Annotated in this window: 18 protein-coding genes; 13 read left to right on the plus strand and 5 right to left on the minus strand. The window is 69.4% G+C overall.

Annotated features, from left to right (window positions below; translation table 11 throughout):
* Positions 1-7 precede the first annotated feature (7 nt).
* A complete protein-coding gene (locus ABD648_RS00780; RefSeq protein WP_282216845.1) occupies positions 8-925 on the minus strand; it encodes a LysR family transcriptional regulator in 918 nt (305 codons plus the stop codon).
* Between the two features lie 82 nt (positions 926-1,007).
* On the opposite strand from ABD648_RS00780, the gene tdh reads away from it, so the two are divergent.
* From tdh to ABD648_RS00800, 4 genes are all read left to right on the plus strand, one after another.
* Positions 1,008-2,051 (plus strand): L-threonine 3-dehydrogenase, encoded by a 1,044-nt coding sequence (gene tdh / locus ABD648_RS00785; RefSeq protein WP_282217470.1) that lies wholly within the window; start codon positions 1,008-1,010, stop codon positions 2,049-2,051.
* The gene (locus ABD648_RS00790; protein ID WP_282217471.1) at positions 2,051-3,229 is read left to right on the plus strand and encodes a glycine C-acetyltransferase; all 1,179 of its coding nucleotides are present in this window, start codon (positions 2,051-2,053) and stop codon (positions 3,227-3,229) included. Before tdh ends, ABD648_RS00790 begins: the two co-directional genes overlap by 1 nt.
* 73 nt (positions 3,230-3,302) lie before the next feature.
* Positions 3,303-3,914 carry an ArsR/SmtB family transcription factor gene (locus tag ABD648_RS00795; RefSeq protein WP_282216846.1) on the plus strand — a complete coding sequence of 204 codons (612 nt, stop codon included), beginning with the start codon at positions 3,303-3,305 and terminating at the stop codon, positions 3,912-3,914.
* The gene (locus ABD648_RS00800) at positions 3,911-4,129 is read left to right on the plus strand and encodes a hypothetical protein (protein WP_282216847.1); all 219 of its coding nucleotides are present in this window, start codon (positions 3,911-3,913) and stop codon (positions 4,127-4,129) included. The genes ABD648_RS00795 and ABD648_RS00800 overlap by 4 nt, the downstream gene beginning before the upstream one ends.
* A gap of 19 nt (positions 4,130-4,148) precedes the next feature.
* Here the strand turns inward: ABD648_RS00800 and ABD648_RS00805 are convergent, their stop codons facing one another.
* Positions 4,149-4,382 carry a hypothetical protein gene (locus tag ABD648_RS00805; RefSeq protein WP_282216848.1) on the minus strand — a complete coding sequence of 78 codons (234 nt, stop codon included), beginning with the start codon at positions 4,380-4,382 and terminating at the stop codon, positions 4,149-4,151.
* Entirely contained in the window at positions 4,382-6,982 is a 2,601-nt protein-coding gene (gene valS, locus ABD648_RS00810) for a valine--tRNA ligase (protein ID WP_282216849.1), read from the minus strand. The genes ABD648_RS00805 and valS overlap by 1 nt, the downstream gene beginning before the upstream one ends.
* Before the next feature lie 193 nt (positions 6,983-7,175).
* On the opposite strand from valS, the gene ABD648_RS00815 reads away from it, so the two are divergent.
* From ABD648_RS00815 to ABD648_RS00830, 4 genes are all read left to right on the plus strand, one after another.
* Positions 7,176-8,783 (plus strand): ABC transporter substrate-binding protein, encoded by a 1,608-nt coding sequence (locus tag ABD648_RS00815; RefSeq protein WP_282216850.1) that lies wholly within the window; start codon positions 7,176-7,178, stop codon positions 8,781-8,783.
* Between the two features lie 73 nt (positions 8,784-8,856).
* Positions 8,857-9,801: an ABC transporter permease gene (locus ABD648_RS00820; protein ID WP_282216851.1), complete on the plus strand. Its 945-nt coding sequence runs from the start codon at positions 8,857-8,859 to the stop codon at positions 9,799-9,801.
* Entirely contained in the window at positions 9,798-10,610 is an 813-nt protein-coding gene (locus ABD648_RS00825) for an ABC transporter permease (RefSeq protein WP_282216852.1), read from the plus strand. The genes ABD648_RS00820 and ABD648_RS00825 overlap by 4 nt, the downstream gene beginning before the upstream one ends.
* On the plus strand, positions 10,607-12,115 hold the full coding sequence (locus tag ABD648_RS00830) for an ATP-binding cassette domain-containing protein (protein ID WP_282216853.1): 1,509 nt from the start codon (positions 10,607-10,609) through the stop codon (positions 12,113-12,115). The genes ABD648_RS00825 and ABD648_RS00830 overlap by 4 nt, the downstream gene beginning before the upstream one ends.
* Here ABD648_RS00830 and ABD648_RS00835 read toward each other — a convergent pair.
* Complete coding sequence (locus tag ABD648_RS00835) at positions 12,105-12,755, minus strand: pentapeptide repeat-containing protein (protein ID WP_282216854.1); 651 nt, start codon at positions 12,753-12,755, stop codon at positions 12,105-12,107. The genes ABD648_RS00830 and ABD648_RS00835 overlap by 11 nt on opposite strands.
* Positions 12,756-13,038: 283 nt before the next feature.
* Between ABD648_RS00835 and ABD648_RS00840 the strand changes: the two genes are divergently transcribed.
* The 5 genes from ABD648_RS00840 (at position 13,039) to ndk (ending at position 19,802) form a co-directional block, all read left to right on the plus strand.
* Entirely contained in the window at positions 13,039-13,878 is an 840-nt protein-coding gene (locus tag ABD648_RS00840) for an endonuclease domain-containing protein (protein ID WP_282216855.1), read from the plus strand.
* A 357-nt stretch (positions 13,879-14,235) separates the two neighbouring features.
* Positions 14,236-17,625, plus strand: a complete 3,390-nt coding sequence (gene ileS / locus ABD648_RS00845; protein WP_282216856.1) for an isoleucine--tRNA ligase — start codon at positions 14,236-14,238, stop codon at positions 17,623-17,625.
* Positions 17,622-18,974, plus strand: a complete 1,353-nt coding sequence (locus ABD648_RS00850; protein ID WP_282216857.1) for a bifunctional folylpolyglutamate synthase/dihydrofolate synthase — start codon at positions 17,622-17,624, stop codon at positions 18,972-18,974. Before ileS ends, ABD648_RS00850 begins: the two co-directional genes overlap by 4 nt.
* Positions 18,971-19,384 carry a DUF4233 domain-containing protein gene (locus ABD648_RS00855; protein WP_282216858.1) on the plus strand — a complete coding sequence of 138 codons (414 nt, stop codon included), beginning with the start codon at positions 18,971-18,973 and terminating at the stop codon, positions 19,382-19,384. Before ABD648_RS00850 ends, ABD648_RS00855 begins: the two co-directional genes overlap by 4 nt.
* Position 19,385: 1 nt before the next feature.
* On the plus strand, positions 19,386-19,802 hold the full coding sequence (gene ndk, locus ABD648_RS00860; protein ID WP_096715593.1) for a nucleoside-diphosphate kinase: 417 nt from the start codon (positions 19,386-19,388) through the stop codon (positions 19,800-19,802).
* Positions 19,803-19,866: 64 nt separating this feature from the next.
* Here ndk and ABD648_RS00865 read toward each other — a convergent pair whose 3' ends face one another.
* Positions 19,867-20,478: a vitamin K epoxide reductase family protein gene (locus ABD648_RS00865; RefSeq protein WP_282216859.1), complete on the minus strand. Its 612-nt coding sequence runs from the start codon at positions 20,476-20,478 to the stop codon at positions 19,867-19,869.
* Between the last annotated feature and the right edge of the window lie 270 nt (positions 20,479-20,748).

The raw sequence follows: 20,748 nt of genomic DNA on the forward strand, positions 1-20,748 counted from the left end.
GCCGCGATCAGGAGGCGTCGTCGCTCAGCCTGGTCATCACGCGCTGCAGCGCGTCGACGGTGAGTCGCACGGAGCGGCGCCGCAGGTTCTCGGGTCGAGCGAGCAGATCGATCATGCGATGGGTGCTCACGCCCCGCAGCGGCACGCGCACGATGTCGTGATCGTCGACGCCTCGCGAGGTGAAGCGCGGCAGCATTCCCAGCACGCCGCCCGCAGCGACGACCGCCGATACCGCGCCGTAATCGTTGATGCGATGCTGCACCTCGATCGGCTGCTTCGCGACAGCGGACACCGCGCGGAGCACGTCGTCGGGGGAGTATCCGACCCGGCTCGTCACCCACCGCTCGCCGACGACGTCCTGCGGCGTGACGCTGGCGCGAGAGGCCAGCGGGTGGGATGCCGGAACGGCCACGTCCAGAGGCTCGCGGATCAGCGTCAGACTGCGCACGCCCTGGGCCGGCCATGGATCGGAGTGCTCCATGCGGTGCGCCAGCACGAGGTCGTGGCGCGCCGTGAGCCCGGGGAACTCGCTCTGCGCGACGTCTTCGTCGGTGAGCTGGACGGTGGGGGCGTCGGGGATGCCGGAGAGCTCGCGCAGCAGCGGCCCGAACAGCGCCTGGCCCACGCTGTGGAATCCGCTGACGCTCACGACGCCGGTCGCCGTGCCCTCGAAGTCGTCGAGGGCGTTCCGCGCCGCCGCCATGGCGTCGATCGCGTCCGCACCGGCGGCCGCGAGCACCTCACCGGCGCGGGTGAGCACGAGCGTCCTGCCCTCTCTGCGGGTGAGCGGGCTGCGGAAGCCGCGCTGCAGGGCCGCGAGATGCTGCGAGACGGCCGATGGCGTCACTCGCAGCGCCTCGGCCACAGCTGTGACGCTGCCCAGGGCGTGCAGCTCACGCAGGATCTGCAGCTGGTGGAGTTCCATCCTCAAAGTTTAGCTCCGACTACAACGATGGTGCAGACGATGAGGATTGCTCTACAGGGTCGGATGCGGTGTGATCGAGACCATGAAGGCACTGTTCAAAGGCGCACGCGGTCCTGGTCTGGAACTCGTCGACCGACCCGATCCGGTGGCCGCCGCCGACGAGGTGATCATCCGAGTGCTCCGCACCGGGATCTGCGGAACCGACCTGCACATCCGCCGCTGGGATGACTGGGCCGCCTCCGCGATCGCCGCGCCGCTCATCCCCGGGCACGAGTTCTACGGCGAGGTCGTCGAGGTCGGACCCCTCGTGCACGACATCGCCGTGGGGGATCGCGTCTCCGGAGAGGGGCACATCGTGTGCGGCACCTGCCGCAACTGCCGCGCGGGGCGACGTCAGATGTGCATCCGGACCGTCGGCCTCGGACTTCAGCGCGACGGCGCCTTCGCCGAGTACCTGTCGCTCCCCGCTGCGAATGTCTGGGTGCATCACGCCGAGGTGAGCCCCGAGCTGGGCGCGATCTTCGATCCCCTCGGCAACGCCGTGCACACCGCGCTCACCTTCCCGCTCATCGGCGAGGACGTGCTGGTCACGGGCTGCGGTCCGATCGGCCTCATGGCGATCGCGGTCGCGCGGCATGCCGGAGCGCGGTTCATCACGGCGACCGACGTCAGCGCCCCTCGCCTGGAGATGGCGCGACGGATGGGCGCCGACGAGGTCGTCGACGTCTCGAAACGCGACATCCGCGACGCGCAGCGCGTGCTCGGCCTGCGCGAGGGCTTCGACATCGGATTCGAGATGAGCGGCTCGGCATCCGCTCTTCCCGCCATGATCGACAACATGAACCACGGTGGGCGCATCGCGATGCTCGGCCTGCCGAGCGCAGGCTTCGAGATCGACTGGGGCAAGCTCGTCACCCACATGCTCACCATCAAGGGCATCTACGGGCGCGAGATGTTCGAGACCTGGAACGCGATGGGGGCGATGCTGCAGACCAGCGCGACGCTCCGGGAATCGATCGGCCGCGTCATCGCCGACGTCATCCCGGCCCGCGACTGGGAGTCGGGTTTCGCCGCGGCGGAGTCCGCGGGCACGGGCAAGATCATCCTCGATTGGACGGAGCTGTGATGTTCGGGACTTTCCAGAAGCATGTGGAGTCGGAGCTGGCGGGGATCGAGGAGGCGGGGCTCACGAAGCACGAGCGCGGCATCCGTGGCGCGCAGAGCGCCGAGATCACGGCGGACGGTGCGGAGGTGCTGAACTTCTGCGCGAACAACTACCTGGGCCTCGCGGACGATCCCCGGATCCTCGATGCGGCGACGACGGCGCTGCAGGAGTGGGGCTACGGTCTCGCCAGCGTGCGCTTCATCTGCGGCACGCAGGAGCAGCATCTGGAGCTGGAGCGACGCCTGGCGGGCTTCCTCGGCACGGAGGCCGCGATCCTCTACTCATCGTGCTTCGACGCCAACGGGGGTGTGTTCGAGACGCTGTTCGGCGCCGAGGACGCGATCATCTCGGACGAGCTCAACCATGCGTCGATCATCGACGGCATCCGTCTGTCGAAGGCGCGGCGGCTGCGCTACCGCAACCGCGACATGGCAGATCTCGAGGAGCAGCTGCGCGCGGCATCCGATGCGCGGTTCCGCGTGGTCGTGACGGACGGCGTGTTCTCGATGGACGGATACATCGCCCCGCTCGCCGAGATCTGCGACCTCGCCGAGCGCTATGACGCGCTCGTGTTCGTCGATGACTCGCACGCCGTGGGCTTCGTCGGCGAGAACGGTCGGGGCACGCCGGAGCTCTGCGGCGTCGCCGATCGCGTCGACATCTACACCGGGACCTTCGGGAAGGCCCTCGGCGGAGCATCCGGAGGATACGTCGCCTCGCACGCCGACATCGTCGCCCTGCTGCGTCAGCGGTCACGGCCATACCTGTTCTCGAACACGCTCGCGCCGGCGATCGTCGCCGGCACCCTGACGGCGCTCGACCTGGTGGAGGGATCCGCCGACCTGCGCGCCCGGCTGCGCGAGAACGCTGCGCACTTCCGCGAACGGATGACGGCGGAGGGCTTCGACCTGCTGCCGGGGGAGCACCCCATCGTGCCGGTCATGTTCGGCGACGCCGCCAAGACAGCGCGCATCGCGACGGAGATGCAGGCGCAGGGGGTCTACGTGACCGCGTTCAGCTTCCCGGTCGTTCCGCGCGGTCTCGCCCGCATCCGCGTGCAGCTCTCGGCGGCCCACACCGCCGAGCAGATCGAGCGCTGCGTCGCAGCCTTCGTCACGGCGAGGGCGTCGATCGGCTGATCCCGCCAACTGCAAAGAACCTGTTGCAAAGAAACGCTTGCAAAGAACTCTTTGCAAGGGTATCTTTGCATGCATGACGGAGAACACGCAGATCAGGACCCTGGACTCGGGGGCGCTCAAGGCTCTCGCGCACCCGCTGCGCGTGCGGATCTTCGATCTGCTCGCCTCGCAGGGACCGCAGACATCCAGCTCGCTCGCCGCGCTGGTCGGTGAGACCTCGGGATCCACGAGCTATCACCTGCGTGCCCTCGCCGCGCACGACCTCATCCGCGAGGTCGAGGGTCGCGGCACCGCCCGGGAGCGGTGGTGGGAGCGGCCCAAGGGGCGGATCGACATGCCCGGTCCTGATGAGGCGATGTCGCCGGCGAATCGCGCCGCCGCGCAGATCGTGACGTCGGAGTTCTTCCGACTGCGTCAGGAGTCGCTGATGGCTCATCTCAACCGCCCCGACTCCGATGTGCCGGAGGAATGGCGCGATGTCGCCCTGACCATGACGACACACCTCGACATGACCGCCGCTCAGGTCATGGAGCTCAGGGAAGAGCTCGAGGCCCTCGTCGACAGCGCGATCGAGCGCTTCCGCGGACAGACAGGGCCTGACGTGCGGCGGGTGTCCCTCCGTGCCGACATCTTCGACCTGCCGAAGGCGAACAGCCGCCGCCACAGCCCTGAGGAGGGATCATGACCACCGCAACGCTCCGCCTCGCGTCCCCGACGCCCTTCGAACGACTTCTTCAGCGCACCGCGCTCTGGCTCGCCCGGCACGTCGACCGGCGCATCGCCGCGCGCGCCGAGCGCCGCGAGATCGCCCTCGACCTGCTCCGCGAGCAGCAGGCCCGCAAGCAGGACCCGCGTGCCGTCGATCTCGCCCTCGCGCAGCTGGGACTCCCGCTGCGCTGACCCTGCCGCGGGTGAGAGGTCAGTCCTGGAAGGGGCGAGCCACGACGTCGCCTGAGGCGGTCTGGAAGACCTCCCAGCCGGCATCGAGCTCGGCGATCGCCCGGCCCTCCAGCCAGGTGAGGGTCCAGTGGCCCTTCGACAGGCTCAGGGGCCCAGCCGTCTTCGCCTCGACCTCGGCGATCGCCGGGCGCAGGGCGGCGGGTACCGAAGCCGGCGGCTCCGATCCCGCTGCCCAGCGCGTGCCCAGCTGCATCAGGCCTCCTCGACGGGGGCGAGCTCGATCGCGGTGACCGCGAACTCCTCGGCCTCGACGAACTCGAGCTCTGCGATGCGGCCGACGGCGCGGAGGTCGTCGGCCGCGGCGCGGAGCGCGGCGAGCTTGGCGGCGGGAGCGGCGATCACGGCGCGGGCGACCGGGGTCTTCTGCGAGGCCTTGGCCTCGGTCTTCGCCCGACGGATGCCGATCAGGGCCTCGCTCGCCACGGACAGCACGGCGGGGTCGCCCTCCGCCGAGCTCAGGGACCCGGCCACCGGCCACGCGGCCGTGTGCACGGAACCCTCCTCGAACCAGGACCAGGCCTCTTCGGTGGCGAACGACAGCACCGGCGCGAGCAGGCGCAGCAGCGTCGAGAGTGCCGACCGCAGCGAGAGGGCGGCCGATGCCTGGCCCACGTCGGTCTGGTTGTACGCGCGCTCCTTCACGAGCTCGAGGTAGTCGTCGCAGAAAGTCCAGAAGAACGCCTCGGTGATCTCGAGCGCCCGGGCCGCGTCGTAGCGGTCGAAGGCCTTCGTGGCCTCGGCGACCACGCCGTCGAGGGCGGCGAGCATCGACGCGTCGAGTGCGTGCGTGACCTGAGCGCCCTCGGGCACGGGGAAGGACAGCACGAACTTCGCGGCGTTGAGCACCTTGATCGCCAGGCGTCGGCCGATCTTCACCTGCGTGGGGTTCTGCGGGTCGAACGCCGCGTCCATCCCCAGTCGGCTCGATGCCGCCCAGTAGCGCACAGCATCCGATCCGTGGTTCTCCAGCACATCGGCGGGCGTGACGACGTTGCCCTTCGACTTCGACATCTTCTTGCGGTCGGGGTCGACGATGAAGCCGGAGATCGCGGCGTTGCGCCACGGCGTCCTGCCGTCCTCGAGGGTGGAGCGGAGCATCGTCGAGAACAGCCACGTGCGGATGATGTCCTGGCCCTGCGGGCGCAGGTCGAACGGCGCCGTGAGCTGCCACAGCTCCTCGTCGCGCTGCCAGCCACCGGCGAGCTGCGGCGTGAGCGACGACGTCGCCCAGGTGTCGAGGATGTCGGCCTCGGCGTCGAATCCACCGGCCACCCCGCGCTGGTCCGCGGTGTATCCGGCGGGGACGTCGGTCGTCGGGTCGATCGGGAGGGATGCCACGTCGGGCGTGAGCACGCGGTCGTAGTCGCGCTCCCCGTTCTCGTCGAGGCCGTACCAGAGCGGGATCGGCACGCCGAAGAAGCGCTGACGCGACACCAGCCAGTCGCCGGTCAGGCCGCCCACCCAGTTCTCGTAGCGCACGCGCATGAACTCGGGGTGCCAGGCGAGCTCGGTGCCGTGGGCGATGAGCTGGTCGCGCAGCTCGCCGTCGCGGGCGCCGTTGCGGATGTACCACTGGCGCGTCGACACGATCTCGAGCGGACGGTCGCCCTTCTCGAAGAACTTCACGGCGTGGTTGAACGGCTTGCCGACGGCGGTCATGTCGCCGGTCTCCTGCAGCTTCTCCACGAGCGCCTTGCGCGCGCTGAACACGGTCTTGCCGCCCATGTTCTCGGCGTACCAGGCGGACGCCTCGGCCTCGCCGACGGATGCCGGCGCCTCGGGAAGGAAGCGCCCGTCCAGGCCGATCGTGGTCATGTTCGGAAGGGAGTCGCCCGTCGTGGTGCGGAGCTCGCGCCACCAGATGATGTCGGTCACGTCGCCGAAGGTGCAGACCATCGCCGCGCCCGTGCCCTTGTCGGGCTGCGCGAGGTGGTGGCCGTGGATCTCGATCTCGGCGTCGAAGAAGGGCGTCCGCACCTTGGTGCCGATGAGGTGCTTGTGGGGACCCTCGGGGTGCGTCACGATCGCGATGCAGGCAGGGAGCAGCTCGGGACGGGTCGTGTCGACGGCGATGGAGCCGGAGCCGTCCGCGAAGGGGAACTCGATCGTGTGGTACGCGGCCTGCTGGTCGCGGTCCTCGAGCTCGGCCTGCGCGATGGCCGAGCGGAAGTCGACGTCCCAGAGCGTCGGGGCCAGCGCCTGGTACGCCTCGCCGCGCTCGATGTTGCGCAGGAACGCGAGCTGGCTCTGGCGGATGGTGTCGTCCGAGATGGTGCGGTAGGTCTGGGTCCAGTCCACGCTCAGTCCGAGCTGGCGGAAGAGGGCCTCGAACTGCTTCTCGTCCTCGATGGTGAGGCGTTCGCACAGCTCGATGAAGTTGCGGCGGCTGATCGGCTGCTGATCGGCCGCGCGGCTCGACTTGTTGTCGCCGCCCTCGAACGGGGGAGTGAAGCCCGCGTCGTAGGGGAGCGACGGGTCGCAGCGCACGCCGTAGTAGTTCTGCACGCGTCGCTCGGTGGGGAGGCCGTTGTCGTCCCAGCCCATCGGGTAGAACACGGTCTTGCCGCGCATGCGCTCGTAGCGCGCCTTGACGTCGGTGTGCGTGTACGAGAACACGTGGCCGATGTGCAGGCTTCCGGATGCCGTGGGCGGCGGGGTGTCGATCGAGTAGACGCCCTCGCGTCCGGCCTCAGCCGCACGGAGGCGGTCGAACAGGTAGGTTCCCTGCTCCGCCCAGGCGGAATCCCACTTCGCTTCGAGACCTTCGAGTACGGGCTTGTCGGGAATAGACATGACGGTCTCCTTGCGCGATGTATGCGGCACTGTGTGAGCGTGCCTGAGTGTGGGTTGTCCGACCAGTCTACCGAGCCGCGGATGTGCTCTCGCCGTCGGGGATCGAGCCGGTCGGAGCGTCACAGATCGACCCCGTCCAACAATTCGGCCATAGACTTGCTCCATCCCGACCCGTTCGTCCTGAGGAATCGTCATGCCCGCACATCCCGCGCGCCGTGTTCTGCCCTTCGCCGCACTCGCTGCCGCCACCGCACTCGTGCTGACCGCCTGCGCCGGGCCCTCCGGCGAGAGCGACAGCGAGCTCGTCTGGTCGATCGAGGGAGCGAATCTGTCGGCCGGGCACATGGACCCGCAGGTGAGTCAGCTCGACGTCTCCGGCATGGTGCAGCGCGCGGTGCTCGACTCCCTGGTCTTCCAGGAGGAGGACGGCTCGTTCACGCCGTGGCTGGCGAAGGAGTGGGAGGTGTCGGACGACAGCACCGAGTACACCTTCACGCTGCGTGACGACGTGACGTTCACCGACGGCGAGGCTTTCGACGCCGCCGCGGTGAAGGCGAACTTCGACCGCATCGTCGACCCGGAGACCGCGTCGGCTCAGGCCGCCAGCATGCTCGGCGCAGACTTCTACGCCGGCACCGAGGTCATCGACGACCACACGGTGAAGGTCACCTTCACCCAGCCGTACGCGCCGTTCCTCCAGGCGGCGAGCACGCCGCAGCTGGGCTTCTACTCGCCGGCCGTGCTGGCGGAGTCGGCTGATCAGCTCAAGGCGGGCGGTCCCGGCATCACGGTGGGCACCGGTCCCTTCGAGCTGACCGAGTACACGCCCGACCAGGAGATCGTCTATACGCGCAACGACGACTACGCCTGGGGCCCGCACGACGAGAAGGCTCCGAAGGTCGAGACGCTCCGCGTCGAGATCCAGCCCGAGGCCTCGGTCCGCGCCGGCGTCGTGGAGAGCGGCGAAGCCGACCTCGCCAGCAACATCCCGCCGAACCTCGCGAAGGATCTCGGTGACAGCCTCACGGTCGACTCGGTCGAGTACCCCGGTCTGCCGTACTCGCTGTACCTCAACGAGAAGTACGGCGTCTTCGCCGACGAGAAGGTGCGCCAGGCGTTCGCCCGCGGCATCGACATCGACCCGGCCGTGAAGGAGATCTTCTTCGGCCAGTTCCCGCGCGCCTGGAGCGTGCTGGGATCGACGACCCCCGGGTACGACGCCGCGCTCGAAGGAACGTGGGAGTTCGACCAGGACGCCGCCAACGCGCTTCTGGACGAAGCCGGATGGACCGAGCGCAACGCCGACGGCATCCGTACCAAGGGCGGTCAGCCGCTCTCCGTGCGCTGGATCGCCTGGACGCCCGTGCCCGACGACCGTGCCGCTCTCGCGAACGCGATCCAGTCCGACCTCAAGGAGATCGGCTTCGACGTCGTCCGCGAGGTGCTGGAGCCGGGTGCCTACAACGAGCAGTACGGCCCGAAGACGTTCGACCTCACCGACTGGGGGTTCTCCGGCGTCGATCCCGACTTCCTGCGCAGCCACCTGCACACGGACGGCTTCCAGAACGCGTCGCAGGTGTCCGACCCCGCGGTCGATGCGCTGCTCGAGCAGGCCGTCGCGTCCAGCGACCAGGACGAGCGCAACACGCTCTACACGCAGCTGCAGGAGTGGAACGCCGAGCACACGGCGATCGTGCCCCTGTACAGCCCGTCCGCGATCACCGCGGTGGGCGAGCGCGTTAAGGGACTCGACTACGACCTGTACGGCCGGCCGCTGTTCTACGATGTGAGCGTCGGCTGATCTCCATCGGTCGTTGATCGACACTTCGACTCGCATTCGCTCGCTCAGTGCGGGTCTGCGCCGGAGGAGAGGGATGAAGGCTGCGCTGCTCCGTGTCCTCGGCCTCGCGGCATCCGTCGTCATCGTCCTGTGGGGCGCCGCGACGGTCGCCTTCCTCGCCTTCCGGGTGATCCCCGGCGATCCCGTGTCGGTGATGCTCGGACCCCAGGCTCAGGTGAGTGAAGCGGTCAAGGACGGCATCCGCAGCGACCTCGGGCTCGACCGGCCACCGATCGAGCAGTACCTGGCGTACATCGGGCAGCTGGCACGAGGAGACCTCGGCGAGTCCTATCAGCTGCGGATGCCGGTGAGCGAGGTGATCGGCCGGCAGCTCGGGGCGACGCTGCAGCTCTCGGTGCTCGCGCTTCTGATCGCCGTCGTGCTCGCGCTCGCCGTGGCGCTGTTCGTCCGCGGGCAGGCGGGTCGTGCCGTCGCGGCGGGGATCGAGCTGGTGGTGCTGTCGTCGCCGGTGTTCTGGATCGGGCTCATCCTGCTCAGCGTCTTCGCGTTCGGACTCGGCTGGTTCCCGGTGTCGGGGGCGCGGAACCCGGCCACGATCGTGCTGCCGGCGATCACGCTGGCGCTGCCGGTCGCGGCGCTCCTCAGCCAGGTGCTCCGCGACGGGCTGGTGCAGGCGGAGCGGATGCCGTTCGCCGAGACGGTCCGCGCGCGCGGTGCCGGGCCCACCTGGTTCACGATGCGCCACGGCCTGCGGCACGGCGCCGCCAATGCCGTCACGCTCGCCGCCTACCTGACCGGCTCGGTGCTGGGCGGGGCAGTGCTCGTGGAGACGGTGTTCGCTCGTCCCGGTCTCGGACGCGTCACCCTCGCCGCCATCAGCGACCGCGACCTCCCCGTCATCACCGGGATCATCCTGCTGAGTGCGGTCGTCTTCGTGGCGGTCAACCTCGTGGTCGAGCTCCTGCATCCGCTGATCGATCCGCGCGTAAGGGCCTCGCGCGCCGGCGGTGCCCGATGAGGCGCGCTCAGCGATGCCTGCTCGGGGTCGCGATCGCGGTCCTTCTCGCGATCGCGTTCGCCGCGCTCTGGCCCGGTGTCCTCGCCACCCACGACCCGCTGCAGACCGACGTGCAGTCTGCGCTCCTGCCGCCCGGCGCCGAGCACCTCTTCGGCACCGATCAGAGCGGGCGCGACGTGTACTCGCGGGTCATCCACGGCGCGGGCCGCTCGCTGGGCATCGGGCTGCTCGCCACCGGTATCGCGCTCGTCGGCGGTCTCCTCCTCGGAGCGCTCGCCGGCGTCGCCCCGCGCGGCATCGATGCGGCGATGATGCGGATCAACGACGTCCTGATGGCGTTCCCCGAGTTTCTGGTGGCACTCGTCGTCGTCGCGGTCCTCGGACCGGGACCCGTGAACATCGCGATCGCCGTGACGCTCGCCGCCGGCCCGGTCTACATCCGTCTCGCCCGCGTGCAGACGCGCACGCTGCGCGTCGCGGAGCATGTCGAGGCGGCGCGGATCCTCGGGGTGGCTCCGGTCCGGGCGTTCGTGCGGCACGTCGCGCCCGGAGTGCTCGGTTCGCTGAGCGTGCTCGCGACGATCGGCATCGGGTCGAGCATCCTCGCCGCGGCGGGCCTGAGCTTCCTCGGCCTCGGTCCCTCCGAGCCGACGCCCGAATGGGGCCTGATGCTCGCGGGTGGTCGCAATGTGCTCGGCCAGGCGTGGTGGATCTCGGTCTTCCCCGGCATCGCGATCACGCTCACGGTCGTCTCGGCGACCGTCGTCGGCAGGATCCTGCGGGCACGGGGGGAGGGCAGGACGTCATGAGCGCCGCGCTCGAACTGGAAGGACTGCGCATCGCGTTCGACGGAACGGCGGTCGTGGACGGCGTCTCGCTGACGGTTGCGCCGGGCGAGTGCGTCGCGATCGTGGGAGAGTCCGGCGCCGGGAAGTCGCTCACCGCACGCGCGCTCCTCGGGCTGACGCCGGGTGATGCGGAGGTCACCGTCGGCACGCTCGTGATCGACGGGACGGATGCCGCGGCGTTCGGCGAGCGCGAGTGGCGGCGGCTGCGCGGTGCGCGCATTGGCCTCGTCTCGCAGGACGCTCTCGTCTCGCTCGACCCGCTGCGCCGGATCGGCGCCGAGATCGCCGAGCCGCTGCGCCTGCACGGCATCGTCCACGGTCGTGCTGCGCTCGCTGCACGGGTGCGAGAGCTGCTGACGCGGGTGTGGATGCCGGACGGCGAGCGGCGTGCGCGCCAGTACCCGCATGAGTTGTCGGGCGGACTGCGGCAGCGCGCGCTGATCGCCTCGGCCATCGCCGCGGATCCGGCTGTCCTCGTGGCGGACGAGCCCACCACGGCGCTCGACGCCACGGTGCAGGCGCGGATCCTCGGGCTGCTGCGCGAGATCGCCGACACCGGTACAGCGGTGCTTTTCATCAGCCACGACTTCGCGGCGGTCCGGCGGCTCGCCGACCGGGTGCTGGTGATGCGTCACGGCGAGGTCGTCGAGAGCGGACCGGTGGCAGAGGTCTTGGAGCGCCCGCAGCACGAGTACACGCGGCAGCTCATCGCGGCGACGATGCACGAGCCGCGCGTCTCCTCTGCGGTCGCGTCCTCGCCGGTCCTGACGGTCGTCGAGGCGTCGAAGAGCTTCGGCGATGTTCCTGCGGTGGTCGACGCCTCGTTCTCGGTCGCCGAAGGGCGAACTCTGGGGATCGTCGGGGAGTCGGGTTCCGGCAAGACGACTCTGGCGCGGATGATCGTCGGCGTCGAGCAGCCTGACGCGGGCGCTCTGCGCTGGATCGGCGACAGGAGGGTGCAGCTGGTGCACCAGAATCCTCTCGGGGCGTTCGATCCGCGGTGGACGGTCGGTCGATCACTGCGGGAGGCGCTGGAGGCGGGCGGGGTGCCACGTGCTCAGCGAGCGGCGCGGGTCGCCGCCCTCCTCGCGGAGGTCGATCTCGATCCCGCGCTCGCCGGCCGACGTCCGGCTGCTCTGTCCGGCGGACAGCGTCAGCGGGCGGCGATCGCCCGCGCGCTCGCCGCCGATCCCGAGGTGCTCGTCCTGGACGAACCGGTCTCCGCGCTCGACCCCTCGGTGCGCGAGCGCATCCTGCGTCTGCTGGCGCGGTTGCAGCAGGAGCGGGGGCTCACGATGATCCTCGTCTCGCATGACCTCGACGTGGTCGGTGCGGTCGCCGACGAGATCCTCGTGATGCAGGAGGGGCGCATCGTCGAACAGGGAGCGACCGGGGTGGTGTTCGCCGCGCCGCAGCATCCGTTCACGAGGGAGTTGCTCGACGCGAGCGGCGCCGTCAGTCCTTGATCTGGATGCCCAGGCCGACGGCGATCACGGGAGCGAGCTGCTGCACCTGGAACCCGGTGAGGGTAGTCCCGCGCAGGCTGTTGGCGTCGAGGTAGGACGCGGCATCGAGACCACGCAGGTCGACGTCTTTCGCCCGCATGCCACGAGGATCGATCTCATCGGTCGAGGTCACGGCGAAGCGCACGCGGGTGAGCTCGGCCTGCGGGATGTCGATGGTGCGGATGCGGCAGTCGGAGATCTCGACGTCGGTGGCGCGTGCGGCGCCGAGATTGAGGTAGTCGATGCGCAGGTCGCGCAGCTCGAGCTCGTCGATGCGTGCGCCGCTGAGGTCGAGTGTCCCGATCCGGCCTCCGCTGATCCGCAGCCGACGGATTCCCGCATCGCGCAGCTTCAGCGATGCGATGCGGACGCCGTCCATCGCGACGTCGAGGATCGTGGCGCCGGTCAGGTCGACATCGTCGGCGTCAGCACGCACCGTGCACTGCTCGAGTGAGGCGTAGGCCAGATCGGCGCTCGCGGTGAGGTCGAGGCTTGCGGCCAGGAGGTCAGCGCTGCGACGAGGCTCCGCCGGGTCGAGACGGTCGGGCAGATCAGGGGGAGAGACGCGAGGGGCGACAGGGGATTCGGTCGTGCGGGCCATGGTTCGAGGGTAGGCGGTGGGGCCGACAGCCGCGTTCGGCCGGGGCCGCCCGTGCAGTTGCCGAGGACGTGTGCAATCGGCAAGGACGTTTCGCGGCAGGGAGACCTTGCGACACGCGCATCTCCTGCTGTGGCGAACGCGAGGACCGCCGAGTGAACGCCGGCCCGAAGGGGGTGTGTGACCTCCCCTGCGCGAAGAGACGACGCGCCGACTTCTCCACACCCGGTGGTGATCCGCGGGCCGAGCGACAGGATGCCGGATGCCGGAGAGCCAGGCTGTCCGGATGACGCGCCTCGACGACCTGTTGACCTTCCTCGCGGCGCGGGGCGGGATCGCCTCCTTCACGGTCGTCGTGGAACAGGGGTTCGCGCGTCGCACGGTGGAGTCGGGCGTCGCCGGTGGTGTCATCACGCGGCCACGCCGCGGATGGATCGCGTCGAAGGATGCCGACAGGCAGCTGGTGGCCGCCGCACGGTTCGGGGTGGTGCTGACCTGCCGCACCCAGGCGAGCCGCCTCGGATTGTGGCTGCACGATCACCGTGGTCGGCCGCATTTCGCGGTTCCGCCTCACAGCGCCCGGAAGCTGCCCGTGGATGCGAAGCTCCACTGGGGACGGCCTCCTCTGCCGCGGCATCCGGACGCACTCGCCGATCCGGTGGAGAACGTCCTGGCGCACATCGCGGTGTGCGAGCCGTTCGAGCAGGCGCTCGCGACCTGGGAGTCGGCGCTCCACAGCGGGTTGGTGACGGTGGAGTCGCTGCGCGGTCTCACGTGGAAACCCGTCGCGCGGCGGATTCTGCTCCGGGCGACGCCTTTCGCGGATGCCGGGCTCGAGACCTACGTGCGCGAACGGCTCCGCTGGCTGAAGCTCCCCATCCGGGTGCAGATCTGGATCGCCGGCCACCGCGTCGACACGCTCATCGGAGATCGTCTCATCCTGCAGATCGACGGAGCACACCACACGGGATCCCAGCGGTCCGAGGACATCCGGCACGATGCGGAGCTGATGCTGATGGGGTACCGGGTCATTCGAGTCTCCTACCCCCAGGTCATGTTCGACTGGGCCTCGGTGCAGGATCTGATCATGCGCGCGGTCGCTCAGGGCCACCATCTCGCGCGATGAGGCGCGCACCTCGCGAGGTCATGTGCACTTCCCAGGGCGGCATTCGCCGCATTCGTCCTTCTGAAGCGCACATCTCCGCGCGGGGCGCTCGCGCGGCGCAGGACTCCGCGTCCGCGCGTACAATGGACGCACGAGCATCGATCCGGCATCACCGGGGAGCTCTCGGAAGAACAGCCCGACCTCGCGAGAGGACGGGCCCAGTAGAACCGAGCGGGGCAGGCCCGTCACAGCCGCAGTGAGAGTGGTTTCTGGGTCCCTGAGCTCGTCGAAGGGTCGCAGAGGCACGCGAGGTGGTACCGCGGTCCGTGAGGATCGTCCTCGCAGGAGCATCCGCCACGACGATCACTGCGAGACACGATGACCTACCCCCGTTCCTCCTTCGGACCCGCCGCCGACCAGGCTGCCTCTGTCGCGCCGAGCCCTCGCTTCCCGCAGATCGAGGAGGAGGTGCTCGACTTCTGGAAGACCGACGACACCTTCCGTGCCTCGATCGAGCAGCGCGAAGGCTCGCCGGAGTGGGTGTTCTACGACGGCCCGCCGTTCGCCAACGGCCTGCCGCACTACGGTCACCTGCTCACCGGGTACGCGAAGGACGTGTTCCCGCGCTTCCAGACCATGACCGGCCACAAGGTCGACCGCGTCTTCGGCTGGGACACCCACGGGCTTCCCGCCGAGCTCGAGGCGATGAAGCAGCTCGGCATCACCGAGAAGAGCGAGATCGAGGCCATGGGCATCGACGTCTTCAACGCGAAGGCGAAGAGCTCGGTGCTCGCCTACACGCACGAGTGGCAGGACTACGTCACCCGTCAGGCGCGCTGGGTCGACTTCGACCGCGGTTACAAGACGCTCGACCTCGGCTACATGGAGAGCGTGCTCTGGGCCTTCAAGACCCTGTACGACAAGGGCCTCGCCTACGAGGGCTACCGTGTGCTGCCGTACTGCTGGCGCGACGAGACGCCGCTCTCCGCCCATGAGCTCCGCATGGACGACGACGTGTACCAGATGCGTCAGGACCCGTCCGTCACGGTCACGTTACCGCTGACCGGCGCGAAGGCGGAGTCTCTCGGCCTCACCGGCGTGCGCGCCCTGGCGTGGACGACCACGCCCTGGACCCTCCCGACGAACCTCGCGCTCGCCGTGGGTCCCGACATCGACTACGTCGTGCTCCCCGCGGGCCCGGCCGGTGCGGCCGACGTGCATCAGACGCCGGGAACGACGGATGCCGCGATCGAGGCGTCCGCCCACCGCTACCTGCTCGCGCGCGATCTGCTCGGCGGCTACGCGAAGGACCTCGGCTATGAGAGCGCCGAGGAGGCGCTCGCCGCCGTCGACGCGACCGTGCGCGGCGCGGAGCTGCAGGACGTCACCTACGACCGCCTGTTCGACTACTACGCGGATGCCGAGACGTACGGCACCGAGCACGCCTGGCGCATCCTCGTCGACGACTACGTCACCACCACCGACGGCACCGGCATCGTGCACCAGGCTCCGGCCTTCGGTGAGGACGACCTCCGGGTGGCCGGGGCCGCAGGCATCCCCACGATCCTCTCGCTCGACGACGGCGGACGCTTCCTCCCGAACGTGACCGACGTCGCCGGTGAGCTCTGGATGGAGGCGAACACGCCGCTCGTCCGGATCATCCGCGACAACGGACGCCTCATCCGGCTGCAGAGCTACGAGCACTCGTACCCGCACTGCTGGCGCTGCCGGAACCCCCTGATCTACAAGGCCGTGTCGAGCTGGTTCATCCGCGTCACGGACATCAAGGACGACATGCTCGCGAACAACGAGCAGATCACCTGGGTGCCGGAGAACGTGAAGCACGGCCAGTTCGGCAAGTGGCTCGAGGGTGCGCGCGACTGGTCGATCAGTCGCAACCGCTACTGGGGTTCGCCGATCCCGATCTGGAAGAGCGACGATCCCGAGTACCCGCGCGTCGACGCCTACGGATCGCTGGAGGACCTGGAGCGCGACTTCGGCACGCTGCCTCGCAACCCCGAGGGCGAGATCGATCTGCACCGCCCCTACATCGACGACCTCACCCGCCCGAACCCGGACGACCCCACGGGGAAGAGCACGATGCGCCGCATCGAGGACGTCTTCGACGTGTGGTTCGACTCCGGATCGATGCCGTACGCGCAGGTGCACTACCCGTTCGAGAACCAGGAGTGGTTCGACTCGCACTCGCCTGCCGACTTCATCGTCGAGTACATCGGGCAGACCCGCGGCTGGTTCTACGTCATGCATGTGCTGTCCACGGCGCTCTTCGACCGTCCCGCGTTCACCGGTGTGAGCTGCCACGGCATCGTGCTGGGCAGCGACGGCTACAAGATGTCGAAGTCGCTGCGGAACTATCCCGACGTGTCCGAGGTGCTCGACCGCGACGGCTCCGACGCGATGCGCTGGTTCCTGATGTCGAGCTCGGTGCTGCGCGGCGGCAACCTCGCCGTGACGGAGGAGGGCATCCGCGCCGGCGTCCGGGAGTTCCTGCTGCCCCTGTGGAACTCCTGGTACTTCTTCGCGACGTACGCCAACGCTTCGGGCCCGGACGGGTATGAGGCCTCGTGGCGCACGGATTCCACGGATGTGCTCGACCGCTACATCCTGGCCCGCCTGGGCGACCTGGTCCGGGAAGTCCGCGCCGATCTCGAAGGACTCGACTCGACGACGGCATCCGCTCGTCTGCGCGACTTCGCCGAGGTCCTGACGAACTGGTACATCCGGCGTTCGCGTGATCGTTTCTGGGTCGGCGTGACCGACGACCCGAAGAGCCGCGAGGCCTTCGACACGCTCTACACGGTGCTGGAGACGCTCACGCGTGTGGCGGCGCCGCTCGTGCCGCTGGTCAGCGAGCGCGTCTGGCAGGGCCTCACCGGCGGTCGCAGCGTGCACCTGCAGGACTGGCCGGATGCTGCCGCCTTCCCGGCCGCGGACGATATCCGCGACGCCATGGATGCCGTCCGCGAGCTCTCCAGCGTGGGCAACGCGCTGCGCAAGAAGGAGAAGCTGCGCGTGCGCCTGCCGCTCGCCCGCCTCACGGTCGTGTCGCCGCAGGCCGCGTCGCTGGGCCAGTTCGAGGACATCCTCCGCGATGAGCTCAACGTGAAGTCGGTCGAGCTCGTCGCGCTCGCGGAGAGCACCGCCGCCGACTACGGCATCACGCATCGTCTCAGCGTGAACGCCCGCGCCGCCGGCCCCCGTCTGGGCAAGAACGTGCAGACGGTGATCAAGGCGGCGAAGGCCGGCGACTGGGCGCAGGTCGACGGCGTCGTGACGGCCGGCGGACTCGCGCTCGAGCCCGCCGAGTACGACCTCGCCCTGGAGACCACCGGACGACCGGAGGGCGAAGCGCTCGCGATCGTGCCGTCGGGCGGCTTCGTGCTGCTCGACACGCAGACCACGCCGCAGCTCGAGGCCGAGGGCCTCGCCAGAGACGCGATCCGCGTCGTGCAGGAGGCGCGCAAGAATGCCGGGCTCGATGTGAGCGACCGCATCGTTCTCGCGCTCAACGCCGCGCCGGAGCATGCGGCGGCGCTCGAGGAGCACGCACAGCTGATCGCCGCCGAGACGCTCGCGGTGGCGTTCGCGGTGCAGCCGACCGACGAGATGGACTCGCTGGTCGATGACGTGACCAACCCGGGCGACGGGGTCTTCCGCTCCGGTGCCCGCGCTCTGGGCGCCACGAAGGCACCGATCATCGTGACGATCGACGCCACGGCGGTCGTCAGCGGAAAGGCGGCATCATGAGCGATCGGGAACGGGCCGACGCGGTCTACGAGGCGTTGCTGAGCCGTGCGGGGGAGCGCTGGGTGCAGCCGCGCAAGGAGCGCACCGCGCGGATCCTCGCGTTCCTCGACGACCCGCAGCGCACCTACCGGGTCGTGCACATCACCGGCACGAACGGCAAGACCTCGACCGCCCGCATGATCGAGAGCCTTCTGCGGGCGCACGACCTGCGCACCGGACTCTTCACGAGTCCGCATCTGGAGCGCTTCACCGAGCGGATCATGATCGACGGCGAGCCGATCGATGACGGCGCCGTCGCGGATGCCTGGGACGAGATCGAGCCTTTCGTCGACATCGTCGACGCAGAGCTCGAGACCGCGGGCGACGCCCCGCTGACGTTCTTCGAGCTGCTCACGGTGCTGGCCTTCGTGGCTGCGGCGGATGCCCCCATCGACGTGCTCGTGCTCGAAGTGGGCATGGGCGGCGAGTGGGACTCGACGAACACCGCCGACGGTGACGTCGCGGTCTTCGCTCCGATCGACATCGACCACGCGGACCGGCTCGGCAGCACGATCGCCGAGATCGCCCAGGTCAAGGCCGGCATCATCAAGGAGGGCGCCGCCGTGGTGTCGGCGCAGCAGCCGCCGGAAGCCGCCGAGGTGCTGCGCCGCGTCGCCGCCGAGCGTCACGCGACGATCGCGTTCGAGGGCGAGGAGTTCGGCCTCGTCGACCAGAAGCTCGCCGTCGGAGGGCAGCTGCTCTCGATCCGCGGTCTGGCGGGGGAGTACGTCGAGGAGTACCTGCCGCTGTACGGCGCGCATCAGGGCCACAATGCCGCTCTCGCCGTCGCGGCGGTCGAGTCGCTCATCGGCGGCGGCTCGCAGCGCATCGCGGGCGAGATCGTCACCGACGGCCTGCAGGGCGCCACTTCCCCCGGACGCCTGCAGCTGCTCGGCATCGCTCCGACCGTCGTGGTCGATGCCGCGCACAACCCGCATGGCGCGAAGGCGCTCGCGCAGGCGCTAGACGACAGCTTCGACTTCGACGAGTGGGGCGTCGTGCTCGGCGTGCTCTCGGACAAGGATGCCGCCGGGATCATCGCCCAGCTCGCTCCCGCGGCGGCGCACGTGTTTGCCACGGCGCCGGATTCCGACCGGGCGAGCGACGCGGACACCATCGCCGACCTTGTCGAGCAGGCGGGTCACCGCGCCACCGTGCACCACTCCCTGGCCGACGCCGCCGATGCCGCGCGCGAATGGGCGGCCTCGTCCGACCGCCGCGCGGTGGTCATCGCCGGCTCCGTCGTGCTGGCCGGCGAGGCGATCGCCCTCGCCGAGGAGGAGGACTGGAAGTCGGGGTGGCGCGCGTGAGCGCGGAGGCGACACCGGCTCGCAGGCCTCGCCCGCCCCGCACCCTCGTGCAGAAGCTCGCGCCGATCGTGCTGGGGTTCGAGGCGATCGTGGTGTTCCTCGCCGGGCTCACGATCTTCGGCCTGAAGGCGCTGCCGGCCGGCATCGAGCCGTGGTGGGCGATCGTCGCCGGCGCGGTCGTCGGTCTCGCCTGCATCGCGGTCGCCGGCATGATCACGAAGCCGTGGGCGGTCGCGGCCGGCTGGGTCATCCAACTCGTCATCGCCCTGGCGGCGTTCCTCGAACCGGCCATCCTGCTCGTCGTCCTGATTTTCGGCGGCATGTGGGCGTATGCGACGATCATGGGGGCCCGCTTGGACGCACGACGTCCCGCCGAGCCCTCGACCGAGACTCAGACAGAGAGTGAATGACATGGCCACCGAAGAAACACTCGTCCTCGTCAAGCCCGACGGCGTCGCCCGCGGCCTCACCGGAGCGATCCTGGCTCGCATCGAGGCGAAGGGCTACGCGCTCGTCGACATCCGCCTCGTGGAGCCTGATCGCGACCTCCTCGCCGCGCACTACGCCGAGCACGAGGGCAAGCCGTTCTACGAGCCGCTGCTCGAGTTCATGCTCTCGGGCCCGTCGGTCGCCATCCGTCTCGCGGGCAACCGCGTGATCGAGGGCTTCCGCTCGCTCGCCGGCACCACCGACCCGACCACGGCTGCACCCGGCACGATCCGGGGCGACTTCGGCCGCGATTGGGGCCTCAAGGTGCAGCAGAACCTCGTGCACGGCTCCGACAGCCCCGAGTCGGCCGCGCGCGAACTCGACATCTGGTTCGACTGAGCCCAGACACCGAGAAGCCCGTCCACCGTGAGGTGGACGGGCTTCTTCGTGCGAGGGCTCAGGCTCAGAACAGCAGCTTCGCCATCTCGCCGAGGAAGTCGAGGCCCTGGAGCTGGGCGAGGAGGATGATCAGCGCGTACGCGAGGATCGTGGCCAGCGGAACCCAGGGCAGGAGCTTCTCCGCACGCGCGCGCACCTTCTCGCTGCGGGTGAACGTGCCGTTTCGCGTGAGGTGCAGCATCGTCGCGAAAAAAGTCGGGATCGTCACGGCCCAGGTCACCATGCACCACGGGCAGAGGACGAAGAGGTCGTAGAGGCTCTGGCCGATCAGCCAGCACACGAACCCGAAGGCGAAGGTGATCCCTGCGCCGAAGGCCGCCCAGAACCAGCGCGGGAAGCGCGCTCCGGCGAGGAGAGCGACACCGATGACGATGGGTGCCATCCAGCCGGTGAGGCCCAGCAGCGGGTTCGGGAAGCCGAAGACCTCGCCCTGCCAGGACTCCAGGTTCTTGCTGCACTGGATGAACGGGCTCACATCGCACGCCAGCGCCGCCTCGGGATTCTCCAGCAGGGCGAACTTCTCGATCGTCAACTGGAAGGCGGCGAACCACCCGACGATGCCGGCGATGATCAGCCAGACGGCATAGACCACGGGGCGGGTGCGCTGCTCGCTCATATCGGGATTATCCCAGCGACGCCTATGGATGCGGGGAGAACAGGCCGGTGAAAACAGGGGACTCGGACGCGGGATGCCGTATTCCGTGCGACTTGGTGCGATAATGGCCTGTGATGTGATGGACGGCGCCGCCGTTACGCGCATCGCCGCAGACTTCGGGGCCCCATGCCCCACGCGATCAGAGCCATGAGCCGGTCGCACACCGATTGAGTTCGCGGCACCCGCGGGTGCCGCATGAGATTTCGCGGAGCACCTGGTGCACCGCGCAGG

Source organism: Microbacterium luteolum, from assembly GCF_039533965.1.
Classification (GTDB): Bacteria; Actinomycetota; Actinomycetes; order Actinomycetales; family Microbacteriaceae; genus Microbacterium; species Microbacterium luteolum.